We start from the raw sequence: 24,740 nt of genomic DNA, 5'->3' as shown, positions 1-24,740 counted from the left end.
AAACGCGCCTATTGTGACGAATTTCACTACGGAAAACAAAACTAATGCTGGCGGCCATTTTCCCGTCTGAAGCCCTTAATCCCTTGGGGGCGGTCGCGAGCGTACAACAAGGATTGGGGAGAGAAAATGAGACGACTGCTGTTAAGTACCGCCGTCCTGTCGGCCTTGGCATTGTCCGGTTGTAGCGGAGACAGCTACCAGGAGGACAGCAATAAGGCCGATCCTATCAAACGTTATGCTCGGGTCAGCTTTGATCCCGCCAATGGTGTGGTCCCCCTGCCCAATGATCTGCTGTTCCTCGGTACTCCGGATGGTACCCTGCAGATCCCTGCCGAAGTGGCCGGGGCGCCCTACACCGATCCTGAAGCGGCCCTGGGTGCCCTGGACGGTTGGGGCACGACTCAGCCGATTCAACTGAATATTGAGCTGCTGGATGATGTCACCATCGACATGGCCAGTGCCTCTCAGGCAGGCACTGTACGTCTGTTTGCGGTGACCCTGGGCGGCGCACTCTCCCCGGATGCGGAGTGCAGCGGCGCACCCTCTCTCTCCATCTGTAAGATGGGCGATGAGCTGACCTGGGGCGTGGACTTTGTCACCACGGTCAGCGGCAGCACGCTGATTGCCCAGCCGCTGAAGCCGCTGCCAGCCACCAGTGGCTACCTCTATGTGGTCACCAACCAGCTGCTGGACTCTGACGGCCGTTCCATTGACGCCTCCGAGACCTACAAGCAGCTGAAGCTGGACATTAATACCAAGCCATTGCCCGAGGGCTCCAGCCGCGATCTGCAGGCCCTGACCAACAACTACCTGGGGGCCCTGGCCAGTGGCCATGGTATCGACCCGGATACGGTCAATTACACCGGGGTGTTCACCACCCAGTCTGTGTTTGATGTGCTGGAGACCACCAAGCAACTGGTGGCCTCTCCGGATCCGGCCCATGACCCGTTCGAGCCAAGCTGGACACAGCTGCCGACCCCAACCGGATTGACCGCGGCGCAGATTCTCGGATTGCAACCGGAGATGGGACTGCCTTACCTGCTGGCGGATGCCACCGATGTGTTGACCGCTGAGATCGAGCTGCCCTACTACCTGACCGCGCCGACCCCGGCCAACCCCACCATCTCCAGCACCTGGAACGCCCTGGGGGACAGCCCGGTGGCGGTGCTCCAGGCCCTGCAGGCCGGCACCCTGACTCTGGAGAAGTTCTCCGAGCAGATGGTGGCCTGTGGCCGCGACCCCGTGGCCGCCGTGGAGGACCCCAGTGAAATCGTCGGCTGTACCATCAACCTGGATGATGGCTCCCCGTCGGATCCTGCCCGTCACCTGACCCGGTTCAACCCGGTGCCTGCGCCCAAGAGCCGTCAGGCGATGCCGGTGCAGATCACCATCCCCAATCCTGCCAAACTGGCGGCGCTGGGCATCGATGTGTCCGTGCCCGCCACCGGCTGGCCCCTGAGCATGGCCCTGCACGGCCTGTCCGGCACCAAGGAGACCACCCTGGCCAATGTGGGCCCCCTGACTGCTGCTGGCCTGGCCACCATCGCCATCGATATGCCACTGCACGGTGCCCGGGGGTTCGACTTCAATGGCGACGGCGTCTATGAGATCAGCGCCACCGACCCCAGCCTGGGCGCGCCCTTTGCCAATGGCAGCGGGCTGGTGTTCGTCAACATCGGCAGCGGCCTCACCACCAGGGATAACTTCCGTCAGGCGGTGATCGATAACCTGGCCCTGCGTGCCGCGGTAACCGGTCTGGTGATGGGGCAGGTGACCAATGAGCAGCCTCCGCTGTTCGACCTGACCAAGGTAACCCTGCAGGGACTGAGTCTGGGTGCCATCACCGGCACCGATGTGACCACCTACGCCAACACCCCCATCGCCGGCGTGCCTGTTGAGATGAACCCCTTCACCCTGCAAGCCAGTTCCCTGACGGCCCCGGCCGGCGGTCTGGCGGGCGTGTTTGCCGGCAGCCCGGCCTTCAGGCCTGCCCTGATTGACGCCCTGGTGGGGACCCTGGCGGAAGCCGCGGGCATTCCCAAGCCTGAACCTGGCACGCCAGAGTATGAAGCCCTGGCCAAGCAGGCCGAGGAGGAGCTGATTCCACCTCTGATGTTCTCCATTCAGACTCAGATTGAGTCGATGGACCCCATCAACCACGGCGCCGCCCTGGCGGCCACCGGCAGCAAGGTGCACGTGATTGAGATCATCGGAGACGGTGCTGGCAACCTGCCCGATCAGACTCTGCCTCCGGTTGTCGCAGGCGCGCCTCTGTCCGGTGGTGAGCCGCTGATCGCCGCCATGGGGCTGGGCTGTATCGATACCACCACTCAGGGAGAGAGCGTTTCCGGTGCGGTGCGCTTCCTCAAGGGGCATCACAGCTCTCTGCTGTCCCCCAATGAGATCCCTGGAGTGACCGACGGCAGCGCCGCCGCGGCGACCGCCGAGATGCAGACTCAAGTGGCGGGTTTTGCCGCCTCCAACGGCATGGCCCTGCCGGTGACCAACGCCGACCTGGTTCAGCCCTGCTCCTGATGCACGGTTGCTGACACTCCAAGACCCAGCCCCAGGCTGGGTCTTTTTTTGCTTTTCGGTATAGAATGGGCGCAAACCTCTCTAGGAGTTTGATTTTGGAGTTTTTATACGAGTACGGCCTGTTCCTGGCCAAGGCGGTGACCCTGGTGGGCGCCATCGCCGCGCTGATTGTGGTTGCCGCAGTGATGGGACGCCAGCAGCGGCCCCAGAAAGGGGAGTTGCAGCTGACCAACCTCAGCCATCAGCTGGAGGATTATGAGCATCACCTGGAGGAGATGCTGCTGACTAAGGAGCAGCTCAAGGCCAAAGAGAAGGCTCATAAGAAGGAGGAGAAGGCCAAGACCAAGGAGGCCAAATCCAAGGTGGATGAGCCCAGAGAGGGCCGGGTGTTTGTCCTGGACTTCAAGGGGGGCATCGAAGCCAACGAAGTGGCCAGCCTGAGGGAGGAGATCACCGCCCTGCTGACCGTGGCGGACAAGCAGGATGAGGTGCTGGTGCGCCTGGAGAGCGGCGGCGGCGTGGTCCATGGCTATGGCCTGGCTTCCAGCCAGCTGGCTCGGGTCCGTGACGCCGGCATCCCCCTGACCATTGCCGTGGACAAGGTAGCCGCCAGTGGCGGATACATGATGGCCTGCGTGGCAGACCGCATCGTGGCGGCGCCCTTCTCCATCATTGGTTCCATCGGCGTGATTGCCCAGCTGCCCAATTTCAACCGTCTGCTGAAGCGCAGCCACATCGACTATGAGCAGCACACCGCCGGCCAGTTCAAGCGTACCCTGACCGTGTTTGGCGAGAACACCGACGAGGCCCGGGAGAAGTTCAAGGAGGAGCTGGAGGAGACCCACGGCCTGTTCAAGTCCTTCATCGCCAAGTATCGTCCCGAGCTGGCCTTGGAGAAGGTGGCTACCGGTGAGCACTGGTTTGCCACCCAGGCCCTGGAGCTGGGACTGGTGGATGAGCTGGCGACCTCGGATCACTGGCTGATGCAGAAAGCCAAGGACAAAGAGGTGCTGAAGCTGGCCTTTGTGATTAAGAAGAATCTGGCCAACCGTTTCGGCCGGGGCGTGTCGGAAGCTTTGGAGAGTGTGCTCTCCAAGGTGACTGAGCTGAATCAGAAGAGCCGATTAAGCTGAGCCTGAATATGATGAAAAAAGGCGCCCATGGGGCGCCTTTTTTGTCTGGGTTACTCCTCGTGGGGAGCGTCAAACAGGCTCAGCAGCTGGTCACCGGTGAGACCGGTGGCCAGGCTCTGGTTTTCCTTGTCATAGATGGCGTCCGCCAGGGCCTGTTTCTGCTGCTGCAGTTCCATCACCCTTTCCTCGATGGTCTGTTCGCAGATCAGCTTGTAGACGAACACCGGCTTGTCCTGACCGATGCGATAGGCCCGGTCGGTGGCCTGATTTTCCGCGGCCGGATTCCACCAGGGATCGTAGTGAATCACCGTGTCCGCCTGGGTCAGGTTTAGGCCCACTCCACCGGCTTTCAGGGAGATGAGGAACACCGGTACCTCGCCATCCTGGAAGCGATTGATCGCCTCCTCCCGCTTGCGGGTCTGGCCGGTCAACTTGCTGTAGGGGATGCCGGCCTCCACCATGCGCTGCTCAATCAACGCCAGCATCTGGGTAAACTGGGAGAAGATGAGGATGCGGCGGCCATCTTCCAGCATCGAGGGGAGCATCTCCATCAGGAAATCCAGCTTGGCGGACTCCTGTACCCCCTGGGCTTGCTCCAGCTTCACCAGCTGCGGGTCACAGCAGATCTGTCGCAGCTTGAGCAGGGCATCGAGGAACTCTATCTGGCTCTTGGCCATCCCCTTGTTCTTGAGCAGCTCGCGTACCCTGGATTCCATGGCGGCGCGAACGCCCTCATACAGCATGCGCTGGGGCCCGGGAAGGGGGATGGTCTGCACCATCTCGGTTTTGGCGGGTAACTCCTGAGCCACCTGGCTCTTGGTGCGGCGCAGCAGGAAAGGGGCCAGCCTGGCCATCAGTTCCCCCTTGAGCTCGCCATTGCCCTCTTTTTCGATGGGTTTACGGTATTGCTGGGCAAACTGACTCTCTCTGCCGAGGAAGCCGGGCATCACGAAGTCGAACAGGGACCACAGCTCTCCCAGGTGGTTTTCCATGGGGGTACCGGTCAGGCACAGGCGCTGACCGGCAGCCAACTGCTTCACCGCCCGAGTGATCTTGGCGCTGGTGCTCTTGATCGCCTGGGCCTCATCCAATATGGCCAGGGAGAAACTCAGGGTGCGGAACTGCTCGATGTCCCGGCCCACCAGACCATAGGTGGTGACCACCAGATCGTATTCTCCCAGAGTCTCAAACAGCGGGTGTCTGTCCTGACCGTGGAGTACCTGCACCTTGAGCTGGGGACAGAACCGGGCAGACTCGCTGCGCCAGTTGCTGATCAGGCTGGTGGGGCACACCAGCAGTGCCGGGGCGGTCAGCTGGCCGCGTTGCTTCAGGGTCAGCAGGTGCGCCAGGGTCTGCAGGGTTTTACCCAGACCCATGTCGTCCGCCAGGATGCCGCCGAAGCCGAACTGATGCAGGAAGGCCAGCCAGTTCAGACCCTGTTGCTGATAGGGACGAAGCTGGGCCTGAAGCCCGGCTGGCGGTTCAATCTCCTCGATGCCGGCAAAGTGATTCAATTTGTGGGCCAGGGCCCGAATCCGTTCACCGCCGACCCAGCGCGCCTTGCCTGGCAGGTGTTCCAGCACCGCAGCCTGATGGGTGGGCAGGCGCACCTTGTCGCCGTCGGCGGAGGAGAGCTCCTCCAATACCGCCAGCACCGGACGGATGGCGCGGTTGGCGATGCGCAGAGGCATGGCGCCTTCACGGTGGAGCAGGATCGGGTCTTCATTGCCGCGCCAGTCGGAGTTCTGTTCCAGCCAGGTGAGCAGCAGCGGCAGCAGCTCCACCTGCTTCTGATCGATCTCCACCGACATCCCCAGGCTGAACCAGTTGTCCCCCTCCTCGATGCTGAGATCGAAGGCGGGGATCTCGTGGGGCAGCAGCGGCAGACTGGGGTCAATTTCCAGCCGCCAACCCTGGCCGTCGATGGCCCCCTGATGCTGGCTTAACAGCCGCTGCCAGAACGCCAGATCCGTGGAGGCGGTCGCCAGCTTCAGGTAGGCGGCCAGAGACTGCTGGGGGGCATCCAGACCAGGGTGTTCGAACTCGGACAACTGCAGCTGGCGATACAGCTCCAGGGCACGCTCCTCTCGGTCGCCCTCCCGGCTGACCTGCCAGTGGCCGCGGTCATCGGAGAAGCGGGTCTGCTGTGGCCTCTCCAGCACGCTGGGGCTGAGGATCAGCTCGCCATACTCGAACCAGAAAAAGCTGACTATCCCCTCATCGCTGGGGAGCAACTTGAGCACAGGGGTGAAGGGGGCGTCTATGCTCCGGTAGTCGGTCTGGATTGGGTGGGGCAGGGTTGCCTGATCAAACTGCTGGGCGATTTGATCGCCAAAATGCACCGCTTGCTCCCTGGGAAGGGCGGGCAGGCGCTTGAGCTGATGCAGTACCTCGGTGGAGAGTTCGGTCTCCAGTGGACCGGCGCTGAACTCCTTGAGGTTGATGTACCAGGGCGAGCCAAAAGGCACCAGCACCCAGGGCTCACCGCAGTCCAGGCTGGAGTGCAACTGGTACTGGTTGTCCTGCTCCCAGTGGAAACGCAACTGGCGGCGTGGGCCCAGGGTCAGGGTATTGCCGGGCTCCTCCCAGAAAGCCAGTCCCCGCTCCAGCAACTTCTCGAAGGCGTAACGATCCAGTTCGCTCTCCAGATGGGCGTACCGGTACCAGAGGTTGCCCCGGGTCGCCAGAAGCAGACGGCTGTAGGTGACCACCTCTTCGCTGGCCCAGCCATCACCCTGATGGGTGGCTACGTTAAACAGCTGCTTGACGGAAAATTTGCTGAACCCCCCCCGCTTCAGCCTGCGACAGTTGCCCACCTCCACGGTGAGGGACTCGGCGGCGCTGGCGTCTCTGGCGACGGTAGGGGCGATGCGAAACAGCCCCTCCAGAACGGTGTCGGCCGGCGCTTCGGCCGCCTTAGGAGGGTGGATCTGGTTGAATTTTTCCAGCCAGGCCTGATACCTGTCCTGGTGACCATGGTGCTGATCCAGAAGAGTCAACAGCAGGGCGACGGCGTGTTTGCACTGCTGTCCGACCGGGCAGTTGCAGAAGCTCTCCAGGGAGGCTTTGCTGCCGTTTTTGCGCACCTCGATGCTGGTGTCGTACTGGTTATCGCGTCGGCCCAGGGTGGTGCCATGCACCGTGCCGCCGCCGGGCCCAAGCTCCGCCTGGAGCACCATCTCCTCTTCGAAATAGCGCTTGCCCCTGGCGAAGGTGGCTTCGTCGAAGTTTTTCTCTACATCCGCAAGACGAAATAAAAGCATCAATAATCAAGCCGGGTCACAGAGTGAATCGACCATCTTACCATCGACCCCACAGAGGGTTAATAGCCTTCAATCCCAGTTTTCAGCCGAACCGGTATAACCGCTCAGGGATCAGGCGGTTTGTTCAGTTTCAGTCTGGTTTAGCCCCTGTTTCTTGTGGTGGAGCGCCTTTTACGACCCTCTCCCGGCATCAGCCCAGGGTCGTAGGGCGGTCGAATCACATCGCGTCGAACGGATGTGACTCCGGCTGGACGACCCTATGGGGCGGCGTGAGGGCCGGCTATTGCCAGCGTCGGAATTCAGCAGACCTGGCACCCTGCATATTTCAAAATGGCATTCAAAATTGAAAATTGATTACTTTTGGTTATATGAAAGTGCCAAGTTGAATTGTTGTTAACGCTGATCTGACGTTCACTTAGACGCTGACTTAGACTGACTTAGGATCACAGGATGTCCCCTTCCCTGACCCATCTGGATCGCCTCGAGGCTGAGAGCATCCACATCTTCCGCGAGGTGGCGGCGGAGTTTGAGAAGCCGGTAATGCTCTACTCCGTCGGTAAGGATTCCTCGGTGCTGCTCCACCTGGCGCGAAAAGCGTTCTACCCGGGCAAAATCCCGTTCCCTCTCCTGCATGTGGACACCACCTGGAAATTCAGGGAGATGATCGAATTTCGCGACCGTATGGCCAGGGAGCACGATTTCGAGTTGTTGGTGCACAAGAACCCAGAAGGCTTGGCCATGGGGATAAGCCCCTTTGTCCATGGCAGTGCCCTGCATACCGACATCATGAAGACCCAGGGCCTGCGCCAGGCCCTGGATCATTATGGGTTTGATGCGGCGTTCGGCGGGGCCCGCCGGGATGAGGAGGTCTCAAGGGCCAAGGAACGGGTCTACTCCTTCCGCGACAGTAACCATCGCTGGGATCCCAAGAATCAGCGCCCTGAGTTGTGGAACCTCTATAACGCCCGGGTGCATCCGGGAGAGAGCATTCGGGTGTTCCCCCTCTCCAACTGGACCGAGCTGGACATCTGGCAGTACATCTACCGCGAACAGATAGAGATTGTGCCCCTTTACCTGGCGCAGCCGCGCCCGGTGGTGGAGAGAGAGGGCAGCCTGATCATGGTGGACGACGAGCGGATGCCTCTGGAGCCCGGTGAAACGCCGCAGATGCGCAGTGTTCGATTCCGCACCCTGGGGTGTTACCCCCTGACCGGCGCCGTCGAGTCTGAGGCCGACACCCTGCCGGGGATCATCGAAGAGATGTTGCTGGCCACCACCTCGGAGCGTCAAGGCCGGGTGATCGATCGGGATTCCGCCGGGTCGATGGAGAAGAAGAAGATAGAAGGTTACTTTTAGTCCGATGGAGAGCACCATGACCAACAATCCAACCCCGGTGGCGCTCCGAGTGGCGCAGTACCTCAAGCAGCATGAAAGTAAGGCGCTGCTGCGCTTCATTACCTGCGGCAGCGTCGACGACGGCAAGAGCACCCTCATCGGCCGTCTGCTGCACGACACCAAGGCGCTGTATGACGATCAGCTGGAAGCGGTCAACGAGCAGAGCCGCACCCAGGGCACCACGGGAGAGCGCCCCGACCTGGCCCTGCTGGTGGATGGCCTGCAGGCGGAACGGGAACAGGGGATCACCATCGATGTGGCCTACCGCTACTTCTCCACTGACAAGCGCAAATTCATCATTGCCGACACCCCGGGTCATGAGCAATACACCCGCAACATGGCCACCGGTGCCTCGACGGCAGATCTGGCTATCATCCTGGTGGATGCCCGCTACGGGGTGCTGGAACAGACCCGGCGCCACAGTTTCTTGGTCTCCCTGTTGGGGATCCGGCAGGTGGTGGTGGCCATCAACAAGATGGACCTCAAGGAGTATGACCAGGGGGTGTTTGAGACCATTCAGGCCCAGTATGCCCAGATGGCTGAGGAACTGAATCTGGAGGCGATTCACTACCTGCCCATCTCCGCCCTGGAGGGGGACAACGTCGCCCAGCTTTCCCCGACGATGCCCTGGTATCAGGGCCCCAGTCTGCTGGAGCTGTTGGAGCAGGCACCCGGCGCCGACCGCGCCGCCGACCAGGCGTTGCGCCTGCCGGTGCAGCTGGTGGTCAGGCCCAATCTGGATTTTCGCGGCTTTGCCGGCACCCTGGCATCGGGGACCCTGAGCCTGGGGCAGGGCGTAAAAGTGCTGCCCTCAGGTACCCGCGCCAAGGTGGCGGGCATTCACCAATTCGGCAAGGATCTGGCCAGTGCGGTGGCCGGTCAGGCGGTCACCGTGACCCTGGACCGGGAGATTGACGTCAGCCGGGGCGACTGGCTGGTTGCCGACGACGAGTCTGTCACCCTGAGCCAGGGCTTGCGGTCCAAACTGGTGTGGATGGCCGACACCCCTCTGGAGCCGGGCAGAGAGTACCGCATCAAGCTGGCCACCAGTTCGGCCCGAGCCAGGGTCAGCAAGGTGGAACACCGCATAGACATTCGCAGTTGGGAAGCGATGGAGAGCGATACCCTGGGGCTCAATGACATCGGCCAGGTGGTTCTGCAGACGGACCGACCCCTGCCTGTGGACAGCTACGCACAGCTGCGGAACACCGGCGCCTTTATCCTGATCGACCCGGTGACCAATGGCACCGTCGCGGCAGGCATGGTGCAGGAAGCCTCCGGGACAGGCGCTGTGCCACAACACGATTATTCTCCGTTTGAACTCGAGCTCAATGCGCTGATTCGCAAGCATTTCCCTCACTGGGATGCCAGGGACCTCAGCAAGCTGACCGGAGGCGGGTCCAACGGATGACCGCGGTTCACGGCCAACTCCTGGCCCTGGCGGCCTCGCTGTTTCTCGGGCTGGTGTTCACCCGCCTGAGACCGGTGCTGCTGTTCTCCGGCGGTGCCATCGCCCTGGTGATGCTGGGGCAACTGCAGATGGATAGGCTGCTGAACCTGGCGGCCAACCCGGGGGTGATCAGCCTGCTGCTGCTGATCCTGGCCTCGGCAGGTGTCGAGAAGACCCGGCTACTGAGTTGGCTCAGCGGCCGGCTGTTTCGTCGCTCCTATCGCAGCACCCTGTTGAGGATGGGCGGTGGCACCATGGCGGCCTCGGCGTTTCTGAACAACACGGCGGTGGTGGCGGCTTTGATGGGGCGGGTGAAGGCCAACGCCGACCACCTGCCTTCTCGGCTGCTGCTGCCCCTCTCCTATGCCGCCATTCTCGGGGGGACCCTGACCCTGGTGGGCACGTCCACTAACCTGATTGTCAACAGCTTCCTGTTGGAGGCGGGCCAGCCCGGGTTGGCGATGTTCGACTTTCTGCCTGTGGGCCTGGGGGCGGCCGTTGCCGGTTTGGGGCTGATACTGCTGTTGTCGCCGCTGCTGCCCCATAACGTCGACCATGCCGAGGAGGAGGATCCCTACTTTATCGAGGCCAAGCTGCAACCGGGCAGTCCCCTGGCGGGACGAACCGTCCAGGAGAACGGTTTGCGGGCACTGGAGCGGCTCTATCTGGCTGAGGTGGTGCGACGGCATCAGGTGATCTCGCCGGTGTCGCCGGACACCCGGCTGGAGGAGGGGGACAAGCTGGTGTTCTGTGGGGATGTGAGCCGGGTGACTCTGCTTTCCCAGTTTCGGGGGTTGACCCTGTTTGCCGAGGGGCAGGCACCCCTGGACAGGCAACTGACCGAGGTGATTGTCAGTCCCACCTCCAGCATCATTGGCCAGACACTCAAGTCGGCGGAATTCCGGGGGCGCTTCGATGCCGCCGTGGTGGCGATGCGACGCCGGGGGGCTCGTCTTTCGGGCAAGCTGGGACAGATCCCCATCGAAGCGGGGGATGTGCTGGTGCTGTCCCCCGGGGCGGATTTTGTGCCCTCACCCCGCCACTTCTTTGTCGTTGGGGATACCCAGCTGCAGACGCCGTTGACCCTCTCTCAGGAGTGGCTGGCCATTGGTGGTTTCGTTACCGCCCTGACCCTGAGTGCCCTGGGGCTGGTGGAGCTGGTGGCGGCCCTGGCCCTGCTGCTGCTGGTGATGCTCTCCGCAGGCATCCTGTCGGCCCAGGAGGTGAGGACCCGCTTCCCCTTTGAGATCTGGCTGATCATCACCGGAGCCCTGGCGATGGCGGACAGTGTGGCTCAGTCTGGGTTGGCATTGATGGCGTCGGAGCAGCTGCATCTGCTGTTCAATGGTCAGGGGGTGGTGGTGGCCTTCGTCGGCGTTTATCTGGTGGCACTGCTGCTGACCGAGGTGATGACCAACAATGCCGCGGCGGCCCTGAGTCTTCCCCTGGCCCTGGGGCTGGCGGATGCCTTTGGTACCAGTGCCATGCCCTTTGTGATGGCGGTGGCCTATGGTGCCAGCGCCAGCTTCATCAGTCCTTTCAGTTATCAGACCAACCTGATGGTGATGAGTCTGGGGCAGTACCGGTTTAAGGATTACCTGAAGCTTGGGTTGCCTCTGTCGCTGCTCTACAGCCTGGTGGTGCTTTACCTGATCCCCCGTTTCTTTCCGTTTTGAGGTAACAATGACAGAGAATCTAACCTGGCACAGTCACACCGTAAGCCCAGAGCAGCGTCGCCGGCTCAAGGGGCATGGCAGTGCCCTGTTGTGGTTTACCGGGCTCAGCGGCTCCGGTAAATCGACCCTGGCCAATGCGCTGGAGCAGCGGCTGATGACCCACAAGGTGCACAGCTATCTGCTCGATGGCGACAATGTCCGCCTCGGCCTGAATGGTGACCTGGGCTTCAGTGATCAGGATCGGGTGGAGAACATTCGCCGCATCGGCGAGGTGGGTAAGCTGTTTGTGGCGTCCGGTACTCTGTGTCTGAGCGCTTTTATCTCCCCTTTCCGCGAGGACAGGCAGCGCGTCCGTGATGCCATGGCTCCTGGCCAGTTCATTGAGGTGTTTGTGGATGCGCCCCTGGAAGTGTGTGAACAGCGGGATCCCAAAGGCTTGTATCGACGAGCCAGGGCGGGAGAGATCCGCCACTTCACCGGCATCGATTCAGACTATCAGCCCCCCCATGATCCGGAAATCCACATCCAGACCGACCGGCTTGACACCGGCCAGGCAGTGGACAAGATAGTGGATTACCTGCAACGCCACGGAGTGCTTACCCCTTGAACCTGGACACCTTCACTTCAACTCAGCGCCTTGCTCTTCTCGAGGGGATGGAAGCCATTGCCCTGGAGGCCGGCGAGGCGGCCATGGTGCACTACGGCAATCCGCAGACCCGGTATAAGGGCGACAGCACCCCTCTCACCGAAGCGGACCTGGCCAGCCACAGGGTATTGGTGAAAGGGCTCGGTGCTCTGACGCCGGAACTGCCCATCCTTTCGGAGGAGTCAGGGGTACCAGACTGGGAGGAGAGGCGTCACTGGCGTCGCTACTGGCTGCTGGACCCCATCGACGGCACCAAGGAGTTCATTGCCGAGAACGGCGAGTTTACCGTCAACATCGCGCTTATTGAGCATGGTCGCCCGCTGTTGGGGGTAGTGGTGGCTCCGGCGCTGTCACGCAGCTACAGCGGTGGCCCCGGGCTGGGAGCCTGGTTGACTCAGGGCGGGGTGAAGTCTGCCATTGCTGCGGTGCCTCAGAGGGCGGTTCCGAGGGTGGTGTGCAGCCGCTCTCACCCCTCTGCCGAACTGGCTGCCTGGCTCAAGGCGTTGGGTGAGGTGGAGAGGGTGCCGGTTGGCAGCTCCCTGAAGTTGTGTCTATTGGCTCAGGGGGAAGCGGATCTTTATCCCAGGCTGGGGCCTACCAGTGAGTGGGATATTGCCGCGGCCCATGCGGTGTTGCTGGGAGCCGGTGGAAATCTGTCGCTGATGGAGGGCGGTGAGCTGCTTTACAACGGCAAACCCTCGTTACTCAATCCCCACTTCCTGGCCAGAGGGACCAACTGAGGGCAAAAAAAACCACCCCAAATAGAGGTGGCAGGAAAATATGGAGATGATGATGAAACAAATCTGAGTTCAATTTGTTACATAGGTTCAGAGCCCCCACCCTTGAGAAAGTTCAAAGAAAAAGGGGAAAAAATTGATTTTTTTTTGCTCTTTTTTCTGAAGTGATTGTTTTAAACGCACTTTCCATAGGGAAATAGTGTGCCGCTGAGTGCCTTCTGGGGCCGGGCTCCGGGGTTTACCTATCTTTACCTCAAGCCTCTCCTGCCGTTTGTATACTTAGATCAAACGCCACCGAAGGAGGCGGGTATGAGGGCTACAGTGATGTTGGGGGTCATCCCCACTCTGGTTTTTGCATTGGCTGGCGAGGCTGAAGCCCAGGGCTATGGCGCAGAGACTGCCAGCGGCATCTCCGTCGTCGTCGGATATGGCTCGGGCTATCCGCGCCACTATTATGATTACAGGCGTCACCACCATCGTTACTCCCCCTTCTATCCTCGCGCTTACTACCATGGTCGCCATTACCGGCGACACGACTATGATGATCGCCCCAGGAAGCCCAGGGCTGCCCGGATAATCATTGTTGATGGCATCACCTACGCGCTGATCGATGGGCAGTACTATCGCCGCCAAGGAGACAGTTACCGACTCGAGTCCCCCCCTCGGGCAGGCAGCTACCGGGTGCTGAGTGCCCAGGAAAAGCCAAAGCAGCGGTACGCGCCGGGCCGGACTTTGTCACAGTTACCCGAGCCGAAACGACAGGTTCGAGTCAGAGGCCAACTCTACTGGGTACATCATGGGGTCTGGTTTGCCTCTCTGGAGCAGGGTGGTTTCGTGGTGATTCAGCCGCCGAAATAGCTCCTGCGCACCGGGCTGAAGATTTTTTTCGGTGCGGGATGAACTTTGTCGCCGGCCCAGACTCTATACCTGTGTAACGAATTTTGTTTCATCATCTCCCTAAATTTTTCTGCGCCGCCTCCTTGAGGTGGCGTTTTTTTTGATTGCCTGTCCAGATTGCGTCTTTCTGAACCAGAAAAAACCAAGACAGGACGGAACTAAGTTGCAGAGGGCGACTCTATATCCCTGTAACGAATTTTGTTTCATCTCCCTGAATTACTTTACGCCATCTGCTTGAGATGGCGTTTTTTTTGGAAAGGGTACGCGCCCCTCATGGAGTTCTGCCGCAGCAGAATCCGGGAAAAATTGCAGGGCTTGGGAACTCTCTGGCCGCTGTGGACTCTATAACTCTGTAACGAATTGAGTTTCATCATCTCCCTGAATTATTTTACGCCGTCCGCTTGAGATGGCGTTTTTTTTTGGAAAGGGTACGCGCCCCTCATGGAGTTCTGCCTCAGCAGAATTCGGGAAAAATCGCAGGGCTTGGGAACTCCCGGGTCGCTGGGGACTCTATAACTCTGTAACGAGTTGAGTTTCATCATCTCCCTGAATTATTTTGCGCTGCCTCTGTGAGGTGGCGTTTTTTATGATCGGTTCGGACACCGGGAAAAGTTGAGAAAAATCTGGCAGGGAGGGAACTAAGTCGGAGGCGGGTACTCTATATAGGAGTAACGAATTTGGTTTCATCATCTCCCTACATTCTTTTGCGCCACCTCATTGAGGTGGCGTTTTTTTTCGGGGCCCGGGAGGGCCCCGGAAATAAGATCAATTGGAGCTTCGGCGCTTTCTTACCGCTTTGGCTAAATTTTTCAGTGCCTTGGCGCTGTCATCCCAACCGATGCAGGCGTCAGTGATGCTTTGACCGTAGGTCAGGGGTTCGGTCAGGCTGAGATCCTGGCGGCCCTCCACCAGGTGGCTTTCCACCATGGCGCCAAACAGGTTGTGATCGCCCCCTGCGACCTGGGCACAGACATCCTCACAGACCTCCAATTGCCTCTTGAACTCCTTGCGGCTGTTGGCGTGGCTGAAGTCCACCATGATATTGGCGGGCAGGGCGGCCTTGTGCAGCTGCTCGGTGATGGTGGCCACATCTTCGGCACTGTAGTTGGGCTGTTTGCCACCACGCAGGATGATGTGGCAGTCCTGGTTGCCGGTGGTCGCGACGATGGCGGAGTGGCCATACTTGGTGACGGACAGGAAGTGGTGTGGGGCACTGGCGGAGTTGATGGCGTCGATGGCGATCTTGATGGTGCCGTCGGTGCCGTTTTTGAAGCCGACCGGACAGGAGAGGCCGGACGCCAGCTCCCTGTGTACCTGGGATTCGGTGGTGCGGGCACCAATGGCTCCCCAACACATCAGGTCTGCGACGTACTGAGGGGTGATCATATCCAGAAACTCACCCGCAGTAGGAAGGCCCATCTGGTTGAGGTCCAATAACAGTTTGCGTGCGGTTCGCAGGCCGTCATTGAGACGGAAGCTGTTGTCCATCATGGGATCGTTGATGAGCCCCTTCCAGCCGACGGTGGTGCGGGGCTTTTCGAAGTAGACCCGCATGACAATCTCCAGATCCTGTTTCAGCTCTTCGCGCAGCTTGGCCAGTTTCTGGCCATATTCCAGAGCGGCTTCGGGGTCGTGAATGGAACAGGGGCCAATGATTACCAGCATGCGGTCATCCTGACGATTCAGGATGTTGTGAATGGACTGGCGGGCCTGATAGACCGTCTCGGCGGCTCGGTCGTCCAGGGGAAATCGTTCCAGAATCGCAATGGGGGGCAGCAGTTCTTTGATCTTGTCGATGCGAACATCATCGGTTTGGTAGTACATAATGCGACTCCAGAAATATGTTTTTAATTAGAAAGATACCTAATCCGGTTGGGGGTCCCACTCCGACTCTAAATGAGGGGAGGTCTCAGAGGCAAGGGAGACTCTGCAACTTTTTTCAAAAATCCCTGAACTTTTTGCGATCCAGGGACTCTGAATCAACAGTAAACGCATTTAGGTATGCCTGTTTTCATCATCATCTCCTTTGCTACAGAATTCTTAGTACAGCCACGCCAACTTGGGGTGGCTTTTTTTTGCCTGAGCCAATGAGATTTGGGTCAAGGGGGCACCAGGAGATGTTGACCATTAATCCAGGCTTTTGCGCCACGCAGGTGTGCTGTGGCACTGGATCGCTTGGAGCCCGGCCGTTCAGTGGCGCGGTTCTGAGGTAACAGGTGGCACTCTTATCGGGTTGGCCTGACAACCCCCACCCGGCACCCATCGCATTTAGCGCAGGACTGTGGTGTCGGTAATCGAACTTCTTGATTGGTTACCGTCGTGCCCGGCCAAACTCTCTCCACCCAGGACCTGCCCCCCTAGCAGGCTGATATACTTGAGTCAGGGAATGACATCTGTACCCCCCCCTCCGGCAACCCACCTCTAAGGAGGCCGATATGCCCAATCTCCACTCCGAAAAAGTTCATAAAGGTAAATGGTCTGATCTGGCCTTGTGGCGGAGGAACCGCTTTTCTCCCCCCGACAGATTGTTTTTCCCCATAGTGATTGTGCTGCTTTTTGCGACCGCCGTTCTCGGACTGCTGACTAAGCTGTTCTGAGGTGGGGCGTTGCTCAAACTCTGTTATGATTCCGGTACCTAAATTGGAACAATAGACTGGCCATTAACGGTTATGCGAATCGGAATTGATCTGGGCGGAACCAAAATCGAAGGGATCGCCCTCAGCGACCAGGGGCAGGAGTTGTGGCGCGAGAGAATCGCCACCCCTCAGGGAGATTATCAGGGGATTCTCCAGGGCATTGCCGGCCTGGTTCAGCGAGCGGAAGCCAACCTGACACTGACCGGCAGCGTCGGAGTTGGCATCCCCGGCGTGCTCTCCCCTCAAACAGGCAGGGTGAAGAACGCCAATACCCAATGTCTCAATGGTCAGGCTCTGGATCAGGACCTCTCCCAACTCTTGAACCGCGAAGTGCGCCTTGCCAACGACGCCAACTGCTTTGCCGTGTCTGAGGCGGTGGATGGCGCCGGGCAGGGTAAGAGTATGGTGTTTGGTGTGATTCTCGGCACGGGCTGTGGGGCCGGTATCGCCCTCAATGAGCGACCCCTGCAGGGAGCCAATGGCCTGTCCGGGGAGTGGGGACACAATCCGCTGCCCTGGATGACCCGGCAGGAGTACCCCGGACCTCAGTGCTTTTGCGGGCGCCATGGCTGCATCGAGACCTTTGTGTCCGGTACAGGCTTTAGCCGACAGTACAGCCGACTGACTTCTCACAACCTTCCCGGAGATCAGATCATTCACCGCATGCGTCAGGGGGAGCCTGCCGCCGGCTCAGTGTTTGAACTCTATTGCGATCAGCTGAGTCGTGCCCTGGCCCATGTGGTCAACCTGCTTGATCCGGAGATCATTGTGCTGGGTGGGGGAATGTCCAATGTTCACGAGCTCTATCCAGAGCTGAATCGCCGTTTGGCTGCCGATGTCCTGGGCCGAGAGTGCGTCACGCCAGTGGTGGCCAATGGTCATGGGGATTCATCCGGGGTGCGCGGTGCCGCCTGGCTCTGGGGACGCTGATGGTCGGTTTCTGGATTAAGAAAGGGATCTCGGCACTGCTGCTTCCCATCCCGCTGGCTGTCCTGCTAATTCTGTTTGGGCTGTGGCTGTCCAGAAGTCGCTCCCGCCTGGGAAGGGCTTTCGTGCTGATGGGACCGGCACTGATGTTGTTTCTCAGCTCCAGTTTTGGCAGTCAGTGGCTGGCTCGACCCCTGGAGCAGCAGTATCCGGTTTGGAGCGGTCAGGGAGCGGAGGTGATCATGGTGCTGGGCTCGGGTCATGACTCCTCCATAAGTCCCATGGCCCATCAGCAGCTGTCGGATACCGCCCTGGCCCGCCTGACCGAAGGGGTCAGGTTGCAGCAGCTGTACCCGGGCAGCACTCTGGTACTCAGCGGCTGGGGTGGTGAGGATCCCCTGCCTCACGCCCAGGTGGCTGCAGCCGCGGCTCAGGGCATGGGGGTTCCAGCAGAACAGATCGTGACCTTTCCCACCGCCCTGGACACCGCCATGGAGGCGCGCCTGTTCAGGGAGCGATTTGGGGAGAGGGAGGTGATCTTGGTCAGTTCAGCCACCCATATGCCCAGGGTGATGGCGCTTTTTCTCGGTCAGGGGGTACAGGCTCAAGCTGCGCCGACGGATTTTATTGGCCGGGGTGCCTCCTGGTGGCAGTTCAGCGCCTCGAATCTCCAGACCTCAGAGCGGGCACTTCATGAGTATCTTGGCTTACTCTGGTGTCGATGGGCGTCACTGTAGCTTCCCGGCGAGCGCGGCGTAGCAGGGAGGTCTGGTGCGCTTGTCGTAATTCCAAACTGATTTTATCTACGGCGGTGGCAAACTCACTGTCACACAACAGGATGTGGAAACCGCTTTTCTGGGCCAGCTGATCGCTCAGATACTGCTGTTGGTGCAGCAGGTCCGGCTGTGCCAGCAGGCCATCGGTGACCGCGGGGACGCCAAATTGTTTCAGCTGATGCTGGCTGAGGCGACACCAGCGCCGAAGCTGGCGAGGGCTGAGTTGCTGCCAGATTCTGGCATCAGATTTGAGTCGAATACCGAGAAGCTGATGTTCACTCACAAAGTCAATGCGTTGAATTTGATCCCAGCGAATGGGGACGACGGTTTGGTCAATGAGAAGAAGAACACCGCGGTCGTCCGCAATCAGGCTGTGTCGCGCCTGTCTGATGTGTCCCATGGCCACGGCCAGTGCCACTGCCGAAACCAGAACCCAGCCAATGGTGAGAGGATAGAGGTTGCCAAAATTGATCACGAAACCCAGCGACGTCAGCAGACTGATCAAGGCACCCAGAAACAGGGGTTGACCGTAATGCCGACTCCTGGGTGAGAAAGTGAGTACATCCATTCATAGCCCCTTGTTCCACTCGTATCCGCTGAAAATACAGCACGAGTTGAATTCAACATCACACTAAGAATAGTCAGGGATGGAGAAAAAAACAGCGCCATTGAACGCTGCTTTTCGTCAGCTATTCAGAGACTCTTGCCAAGGTGTTTTAGGTAAGCTAGGAACTCCTCTTTAAGCTGTGGGTGGCGCATGCCGTACTCGACATTGGCTTTGAGGTAGCCCAGTTTGCTGCCACAGTCATGGCTCCTCCCCTTCATGGCATAAGCACAGACAGGTTCCTGGTCCAGCAGCATGTCGATGGCGTCGGTCAGCTGAATTTCATCGCCGGCTCCCGGTGGTGTTTTGCCCAGCAGAGGCCATATGTTGGCAGACAGGATGTAACGGCCGGCGACGGCCAGATTGGAGGGGGACTCCTCCGGCTCAGGCTTCTCCACCATCTTCTTAATGGGCGCAGTATCGCCGTGCAGCAGCTCGGTGCCCCCGAGATCCACAATGCCGTAGCTGGAGACCTCAGAATCCGGCACCGACTCCACCATGATCTGGCTGGAGTGGGTTTGCTCGAACTGCCTGACCATCTGCGCCAGGTTGTCTCGCTTCGGGTCGGCGGCACTGTCGTCGATCAACACATCGGGCAGGATGATGGCGAAGGGGTTGTCTCCGACCAGAGGGCGGGCACAGAGGATGGCGTGCCCCAATCCCTTAGCCTCCCCCTGGCGAACGTGCATGATGGTGACCCCCTTGGGGCAGATCGCCTGGACTTCATCCAGCAGTTGGCGTTTCACCCGCTTCTCCAGCGTCGCTTCGAGTTCGAAGCTGGTATCAAAATGATTCTCGATGGAGTTCTTACTGGCATGAGTCACCAGTACGATCTCTAAGATGCCGGCGTCGATCGCCTCATTGACTACATATTGGATCAGGGGCTTATCCACCACGGGTAACATCTCTTTGGGAATGGCCTTGGTGGCTGGCAGCATTCTGGTGCCCAGTCCGGCAACGGGGATGACGGCTTTTTTGACGCTGTGATTGTGCATGAGGTTGGCCCCTGCATTTTTTGGTCCTCTGGGCCGCATATTAGGGCAAGTTGGGCGTCAGTGCCCGGTTATATGTCGGTTGGTGGTCGAGAAGAGCGGGTCTGCGTCAAGCGCCATGGCGTCTCATTTTAGGGCGGTTTGCCCCGTGAAGGAGAGGGCTGGCCGAGGGACCGGGTCAGCCCTTGCCTGGGTCAGAGCTGAAGCCGTCCGCTGTTTTGCTCCAGGGTTTTCTTGCCGATTCCCTTCACCTCGGCCAGTTGGGCCAGATCGGTAAAGGGGCCATTTTGCTCGCGGTAGGCGACGATCGCCTTAGCCTTACTCAGCCCCACTCCTTTCAGCTGAGCCGCTATCTGTTCGGCGTTGGCGGTATTGATGTTGACCGGCATCTGTTCGGCGGCCGCCTGAGGGGCTTCCCCTGCGTGGACGAACAGGGGGGCAGACATCAGTGCTGAGCATAGAATCAGGTGTTTTATCATGGTGTTCTCTCCTTGGTTTCACCAACTTGCCCCCGGTTGGGGCGCACCTATGAAGTTAGTTTAGGGTGGGCGGCGTCAATGTGATTTCTTGTGATTGTCGCAGGTCATCTTTTCCGTCACAGGCACTAATGGTTGTGATCGGGATCACAAGGGTCAATTCATGGCGTGAGGTTGCGGTCACGAATGTTGTTTTTGGGGTAAAAAACAGAAATCGGCCACGGCGCTCAGGATGAAACTTTGCTTCATTCGCCTTTGGTCTAAGCCGGCCCGGTGGGGCGGTTGTTTTAGCAGAGAGTTGCACCACCGGCGGGTTTCAGTTTGGTAGTTTTGGGTGGCGTGTTGAGCGGCGTTCGGTATCAAATTACTGAATTTGAGAGCTTGTGCCCTCTCATTTTTCCCCCGTAACCTAAGAAAAAACACACTTGGTTAAAGGGAAATTTATGTCCGAAATCACACAGTCCCAGGGAGCGACTGAGCAGGGGTACCTGAGCTCGCTGATGGACAAGAAGATGATTATCCTGTTGTGCGATGTGGCCCTGTTTGCAGCGCTGATCGCCTGGTTGCCATTTGACCCTGAGATCAACAAAGGGTTGGCGATGCTGGTCTGCATCGCGATCCTGTGGCTCACCGAAGCGATTCACATCAGCATTACGGCTCTGCTGGTGCCGGTGCTGGCGGTGGCTTTGGGGATCTTCACCATGCCTAAGGCGATGGCCAACTTCTCCAACCCGATCATTTTCCTGTTCTTCGGCGGTTTTGTTATGGCCGCAGCCCTGAATGCCCAGGGGATCGACAAGATGATCGCCAGCAAGGTGATCAACATGGCGAAGGGCAAGCTGGCGGTGGCTACCCTGATGCTGTTCTCTGTGACGGCGTTGCTGTCCATGTGGATAAGCAACACCGCCACCGCAGCGATGATGCTGCCTCTGGCCCTGGGGATGCTGTCTCAACTGGACAGAGAGGAGAACCACAGGACCTATGTGTTTGTGCTGCTGGGTGTCGCCTACAGCGCCAACATCGGTGGTATCGGCACCCTGGTGGGCAGCCCGCCAAACGCCATTGCTGCCGCCGAAGTGGGCCTGAGCTTCTTCGAGTGGCTGGAGTATGGCATTCCCGTGGTACTGCTGCTGTGGCCCCTGGCGATTGGTGCCTTGTACTTCTTCGTTAAGCCTAATCTGAACCAAAGCTTCAACTTCCGTGCCAGCGAAGGGCGCCTGACGGGCCATGCCAAGTGCACCCTGGCGGTGTTTGCAGTGACCGTGGCTGCCTGGATCTTCTCCAAACCCCTGAGCCAGGCCTTAGGCGGCATCGCTAAGTTCGATACCTTCGTAGCCCTCAGCGCGGTGGGTGCCCTGGGTATCCTGCGACTGGTAAAGTGGAAGCAGATTGAGAATACCACCGACTGGGGTGTGCTGCTGCTGTTTGGTGGCGGCCTGACCCTGAGTGGTGTGCTGAAAACCACGGGAACCAGTGTCTTTATGGCGGAGCAGGTCACCCATCTCTTTGGCTCCTCCCACCTGGCCCTGTTTATTCTGGCGACCACGGTGTTCGTGGTGCTGCTGACCGAGTTTGCCAGTAATACCGCCAGTGCGGCCCTGCTGGTGCCGGTGTTTGCCTCCATCGCCGAGGCTCTGGGGATCTCCTCGGTGATGCTGTCTATGGTGATTGCGTTCTCCGCCTCCTGTGCCTTCATGCTGCCGGTGGCAACGCCGCCCAACGCCATTGTGTTTGGGGCCGGTTACATTCGCCAGACCGAGATGATTCGGGCCGGCGTGATGATCAACGTCATCGCCATCGCGGTTATCTACGGCCTGTCACTGATTCTCTGGTAATCCCTGGGGGGCGGACTGTGCATTGCTTGCGCAAACAGACGCGCGACGGCCCAAGTTCGCCCCTTTCTTCTTGCAACACTCCGGCGCATCAGTAATAATGCGCCTGCCTTTAAGGGCTCATGTCTATGATGCCCCCGGTCCTCTCGCAATGCTAATTCGTTTACCTGGTCAGGCCCGGAAGGGAGCAGCCAAGGCGGGTGACGCATGTGCCGGGATGTGGCTGGGGGCGTCACCAATAATTCCCCTTTATAATCAATAACTTAGCTGAATTTGACCCTCAGGTGATACACTTGGTGGTACATTTTGCGTGCAAAACAGGCATCAGTTCAGGCTAAGAAACACCCCCATTCGGCGCCCTATCTCTTCCAGTCCAGGCATGGCATCTGGTATGCCCGCGTCGTCGTTCCCAAAGACTCTCCACTGCGCTCCACAAAGTCCGAGATCCGCCAGTCGCTGCGCACCCGCTGTTATCGGGAAGCTGTGCAGCGGTCATGGTTGGTGTTGGAGCAACTGACTAGCCATGCAAAAGGAGAAGGGACACAGCAGCTTCAAAACACCACTCAGAGCAACACAGTGCCTTCCCATAAAGTACCGGTTGAACCACTCCAGCAGAAGGCGCAGAGGCCACAGGATGACTCTCCGAAGTTGTCAGAGGTCATTAGGCTCTTCACAGCAGAGAAGCGCAGAGAGGGGGCATGGCGACCTCATGAGATAGCGCATAACGAATTTGCCTATGCGGAACTGATTAAAATCGTGGGTGACATACGGCTTAGCCGATTCGATGGCAGAGTGGCGCTTAAGTACAAGCAACACTTTCTGAATGCTGGGAAGCTGGCGATCCCAACGATCAACAAGCGGATTGGCAAGGTAAAGAACCTTCTGCAGTGGGCGGCCCCGTACTATGGCACCCAAAATCCAATGCAGGGGATAACCCTGAAGCAGAAGAGACGCGTAAGGGACCAGAGAAAGGCTGTCAGCGATGCCATGGTGCGCAGGCTGCTGATTGCTGCAAGAGACCAGGAGAAGTATCAGAAAACGCCTTTTAAGCGCTGGTTGCCTTTCTTGGGAGCCTACACAGGGGCGCGTATCGCAGAACTGGCACAGCTCTATCTCGACGACCTCAAGGTGATTGACGGCTATCCATGTATCCATATTCAGGCTACACAGCCGTACCAGTCATTGAAAACGCCTTCCAGCGAGCGAGTTATTCCGATTCATCCTCAACTCATTGAAGAGGGATTCCTGAAGTTCGCTGAGGCGCGTAGGGCCGCGGGTCATGCTCGTTTGTTCCCTGAGATTCCTGCAGGTAACAGGCGAGGCTTCGGTCACAAGCCGTCGTTATGGTTTACCAAGTTCAGGGCAAAGCTGGGCTGGGGAGAAGGGGAGACTTTTCACAGCTTGCGGCATACTGTAGTGACGAAGCTAAAGCGGGGCGGCTTTAGCAGTGAACTGGTTGCGGGGTTGGTAGGGCACAGTCATGGCTCTATCACGTTCGATAGGTACGGGAAGGAGTACAGAGTAACGGATCTGGTTTCGCTCATAAGAGCTATCGATTATGACCTAGACAAGACCGAGGCTGAGTAAAAATCCAACAAAAACTTGTCAGTGATCGGTGAGATTGCCATGTTAGATAGGTTGTAATTCTTTGATGGTGGGCAAGTTTTGCTCACTTCTCATGTATTAACGTACACGGAAGTACTGACGAACATCACATGGAGTAAAGCATGGCTATGGATTTCATAGATCGTTTGCAGGCCCTGGCTAAGAAGCTGGAGCAAGTGAAAGAAACGTTGGCAACTGAGGAAGCCACCAAGAACGCCTTGGTGATGCCATTCCTTCACTCGGTGCTTGGGTATGATGTCTTCGACCCCACAGAGGTTATCCCGGAGTTTACTGCGGATACAGGAACGAAGAAGGGGGAGAAGGTTGACTATGCCCTGATGAAGGATGGAGAGGTTCAGATCCTGATCGAGTGTAAGAAATATGGTGAACAGCTAACTTCAAAGCATGCGAGTCAGCTATTCAGGTATTTCTCTGTAACGAGGGCACGATTAGCCATTCTGACAAATGGTGCTCAATATGAGTTTTATACTGACCTTGATGCCCCGAACAAAATGGACGAAAAGCCATTCCTGACTCTAGACCTTGAAGACATTGATGAACACGCGGTGCCAGAGGTTAAGAAACTGACAAAGTCCTCCTTTGATGTGGAATCTGTTGTGGGTGCCGCAGGGGAACTGAAGTACCTGAATCAGATCAAAAAGCTGCTGTCCGAACAATTCAAGGATCCAGAAGAGGATTTCGTTCGTTTCTTTGCAAGCCGTGTTTACTCAGGAGTACTGACAGCCAAGGTAAAGGCGCAGTTTCTTGAGATCACCACTAAGGCGCTGAAGCAGTTTCTAAATGACAGTATCAATGAGCGGCTCAAGTCAGCGATGGGAAGCGATTGTAGTGGTCTAATGATCCCGGACACCACTTAAGGTGGTAAAGTCACCACCGTAACAAGAGGTGTTCCATGACCAGAAAACGTCGTTCCTTCACGCCCGAGTTCAAGCTCGAGGCTGCCAGTCTAGTACTCGACCAGGGATACTCAGTCCCCGAAGCCAGCCGCTCTCTCGATATCGGTGAGACCATCCTCAGGCGCTGGGTTAAGCAGCTGGAGGAGGAGAGAGGCGGCACCACACCGACAAACAAAGCCCTGACTCCAGAACAGCAGAAGATTCAGGAGCTGGAGGCCCGGATTAACCGTCTTGAGCGAGAGA

Annotated in this window: 19 protein-coding genes and 1 other RNA gene; 15 read left to right on the top strand and 5 right to left on the bottom strand. The window is 58.6% G+C overall.

What is annotated here, in order from left to right; translation table 11 throughout:
* The first annotated feature begins 126 nt into the window (after positions 1–126).
* Together G505_RS0114695 and sohB are read left to right on the top strand one after the other, a co-directional pair.
* The gene (locus tag G505_RS0114695) at positions 127–2,535 is read left to right on the top strand and encodes a VolA/Pla-1 family phospholipase (protein ID WP_028110246.1); all 2,409 of its coding nucleotides are present in this window, start codon (positions 127–129) and stop codon (positions 2,533–2,535) included.
* Between the two features lie 95 nt (positions 2,536–2,630).
* Positions 2,631–3,668 carry a protease SohB gene (sohB, locus tag G505_RS0114690; protein WP_028110245.1) on the top strand — a complete coding sequence of 346 codons (1,038 nt, stop codon included), beginning with the start codon at positions 2,631–2,633 and terminating at the stop codon, positions 3,666–3,668.
* A gap of 50 nt (positions 3,669–3,718) precedes the next feature.
* On the opposite strand, the gene G505_RS0114685 is transcribed toward sohB, so the two are convergent.
* Positions 3,719–6,931, bottom strand: coding sequence for a DEAD/DEAH box helicase (locus G505_RS0114685; RefSeq protein ID WP_035385450.1), 3,213 nt, complete (start codon positions 6,929–6,931; stop codon positions 3,719–3,721).
* Between the two features lie 450 nt (positions 6,932–7,381).
* Between G505_RS0114685 and cysD the strand changes: the two genes are divergently transcribed.
* The 6 genes from cysD (at position 7,382) to G505_RS0114655 (ending at position 13,693) form a co-directional block, all read left to right on the top strand.
* On the top strand, positions 7,382–8,287 hold the full coding sequence (gene cysD / locus G505_RS0114680; RefSeq protein ID WP_028110243.1) for a sulfate adenylyltransferase subunit CysD: 906 nt from the start codon (positions 7,382–7,384) through the stop codon (positions 8,285–8,287).
* A 16-nt stretch (positions 8,288–8,303) separates the two neighbouring features.
* Complete coding sequence (gene cysN / locus G505_RS0114675; RefSeq protein WP_028110242.1) at positions 8,304–9,737, top strand: sulfate adenylyltransferase subunit CysN; 1,434 nt, start codon at positions 8,304–8,306, stop codon at positions 9,735–9,737.
* Positions 9,734–11,452, top strand: a complete 1,719-nt coding sequence (locus G505_RS0114670; RefSeq protein WP_028110241.1) for an SLC13 family permease — start codon at positions 9,734–9,736, stop codon at positions 11,450–11,452. The genes cysN and G505_RS0114670 overlap by 4 nt, the downstream gene beginning before the upstream one ends.
* 7 nt (positions 11,453–11,459) lie before the next feature.
* Complete coding sequence (gene cysC / locus G505_RS0114665; RefSeq protein ID WP_028110240.1) at positions 11,460–12,059, top strand: adenylyl-sulfate kinase; 600 nt, start codon at positions 11,460–11,462, stop codon at positions 12,057–12,059.
* A gap of 47 nt (positions 12,060–12,106) precedes the next feature.
* Positions 12,107–12,838, top strand: a complete 732-nt coding sequence (gene cysQ / locus G505_RS0114660) for a 3'(2'),5'-bisphosphate nucleotidase CysQ (protein ID WP_035385454.1) — start codon at positions 12,107–12,109, stop codon at positions 12,836–12,838.
* Between the two features lie 306 nt (positions 12,839–13,144).
* The gene (locus G505_RS0114655; RefSeq protein ID WP_028110238.1) at positions 13,145–13,693 is read left to right on the top strand and encodes a hypothetical protein; all 549 of its coding nucleotides are present in this window, start codon (positions 13,145–13,147) and stop codon (positions 13,691–13,693) included.
* A gap of 804 nt (positions 13,694–14,497) precedes the next feature.
* On the opposite strand, the gene aroG is transcribed toward G505_RS0114655, so the two are convergent.
* Positions 14,498–15,556 carry a 3-deoxy-7-phosphoheptulonate synthase AroG gene (aroG, locus tag G505_RS0114650; RefSeq protein ID WP_028110237.1) on the bottom strand — a complete coding sequence of 353 codons (1,059 nt, stop codon included), beginning with the start codon at positions 15,554–15,556 and terminating at the stop codon, positions 14,498–14,500.
* An 845-nt stretch (positions 15,557–16,401) separates the two neighbouring features.
* Between aroG and mak the strand changes: the two genes are divergently transcribed.
* Entirely contained in the window at positions 16,402–17,298 is an 897-nt protein-coding gene (gene mak / locus G505_RS0114640) for a fructokinase (RefSeq protein ID WP_028110236.1), read from the top strand.
* Positions 17,298–18,032, top strand: a complete 735-nt coding sequence (locus G505_RS0114635) for a YdcF family protein (RefSeq protein WP_035385449.1) — start codon at positions 17,298–17,300, stop codon at positions 18,030–18,032. The genes mak and G505_RS0114635 overlap by 1 nt, the downstream gene beginning before the upstream one ends.
* Here G505_RS0114635 and G505_RS23090 read toward each other — a convergent pair.
* From G505_RS23090 to G505_RS0114620, 3 genes are all read right to left on the bottom strand, one after another.
* A complete protein-coding gene (locus tag G505_RS23090; protein ID WP_157509228.1) occupies positions 17,950–18,639 on the bottom strand; it encodes a hypothetical protein in 690 nt (229 codons plus the stop codon). The two genes, G505_RS0114635 and G505_RS23090, sit on opposite strands and share 83 nt — an antisense overlap.
* Before the next feature lie 125 nt (positions 18,640–18,764).
* Positions 18,765–19,670: a UTP--glucose-1-phosphate uridylyltransferase GalU gene (gene galU, locus G505_RS0114625; protein ID WP_028110233.1), complete on the bottom strand. Its 906-nt coding sequence runs from the start codon at positions 19,668–19,670 to the stop codon at positions 18,765–18,767.
* A 191-nt stretch (positions 19,671–19,861) separates the two neighbouring features.
* Positions 19,862–20,146 (bottom strand): ComEA family DNA-binding protein, encoded by a 285-nt coding sequence (locus G505_RS0114620; RefSeq protein ID WP_028110232.1) that lies wholly within the window; start codon positions 20,144–20,146, stop codon positions 19,862–19,864.
* A 497-nt stretch (positions 20,147–20,643) separates the two neighbouring features.
* Between G505_RS0114620 and G505_RS21675 the strand changes: the two genes are divergently transcribed.
* The 5 genes from G505_RS21675 to G505_RS0114600 all read left to right on the top strand — a co-directional run.
* The gene (locus G505_RS21675) at positions 20,644–21,978 is read left to right on the top strand and encodes an SLC13 family permease (protein WP_245568386.1); all 1,335 of its coding nucleotides are present in this window, start codon (positions 20,644–20,646) and stop codon (positions 21,976–21,978) included.
* Between the two features lie 132 nt (positions 21,979–22,110).
* Positions 22,111–22,207, top strand: an RNA gene (gene ffs, locus G505_RS22805) — signal recognition particle sRNA small type.
* Positions 22,208–22,281: 74 nt separating this feature from the next.
* Positions 22,282–23,562 (top strand): tyrosine-type recombinase/integrase, encoded by a 1,281-nt coding sequence (locus tag G505_RS0114610; protein WP_028110231.1) that lies wholly within the window; start codon positions 22,282–22,284, stop codon positions 23,560–23,562.
* A 140-nt stretch (positions 23,563–23,702) separates the two neighbouring features.
* Positions 23,703–24,458 carry a type I restriction endonuclease gene (locus G505_RS21670; RefSeq protein ID WP_245568385.1) on the top strand — a complete coding sequence of 252 codons (756 nt, stop codon included), beginning with the start codon at positions 23,703–23,705 and terminating at the stop codon, positions 24,456–24,458.
* Between the two features lie 35 nt (positions 24,459–24,493).
* Positions 24,494–24,740: IS3 family transposase (locus G505_RS0114600; protein ID WP_028108789.1), on the top strand; the 247-nt coding region annotated here is incomplete at its 3' end.

This window comes from Ferrimonas futtsuensis DSM 18154 (genome assembly GCF_000422645.1).
GTDB classification, from domain to species: Bacteria; Pseudomonadota; Gammaproteobacteria; order Enterobacterales; family Shewanellaceae; genus Ferrimonas; species Ferrimonas futtsuensis.
The sequence above is the reverse complement of the archived record's forward strand: the minus strand, read 5'-3'. Positions and strand labels throughout refer to the sequence as shown.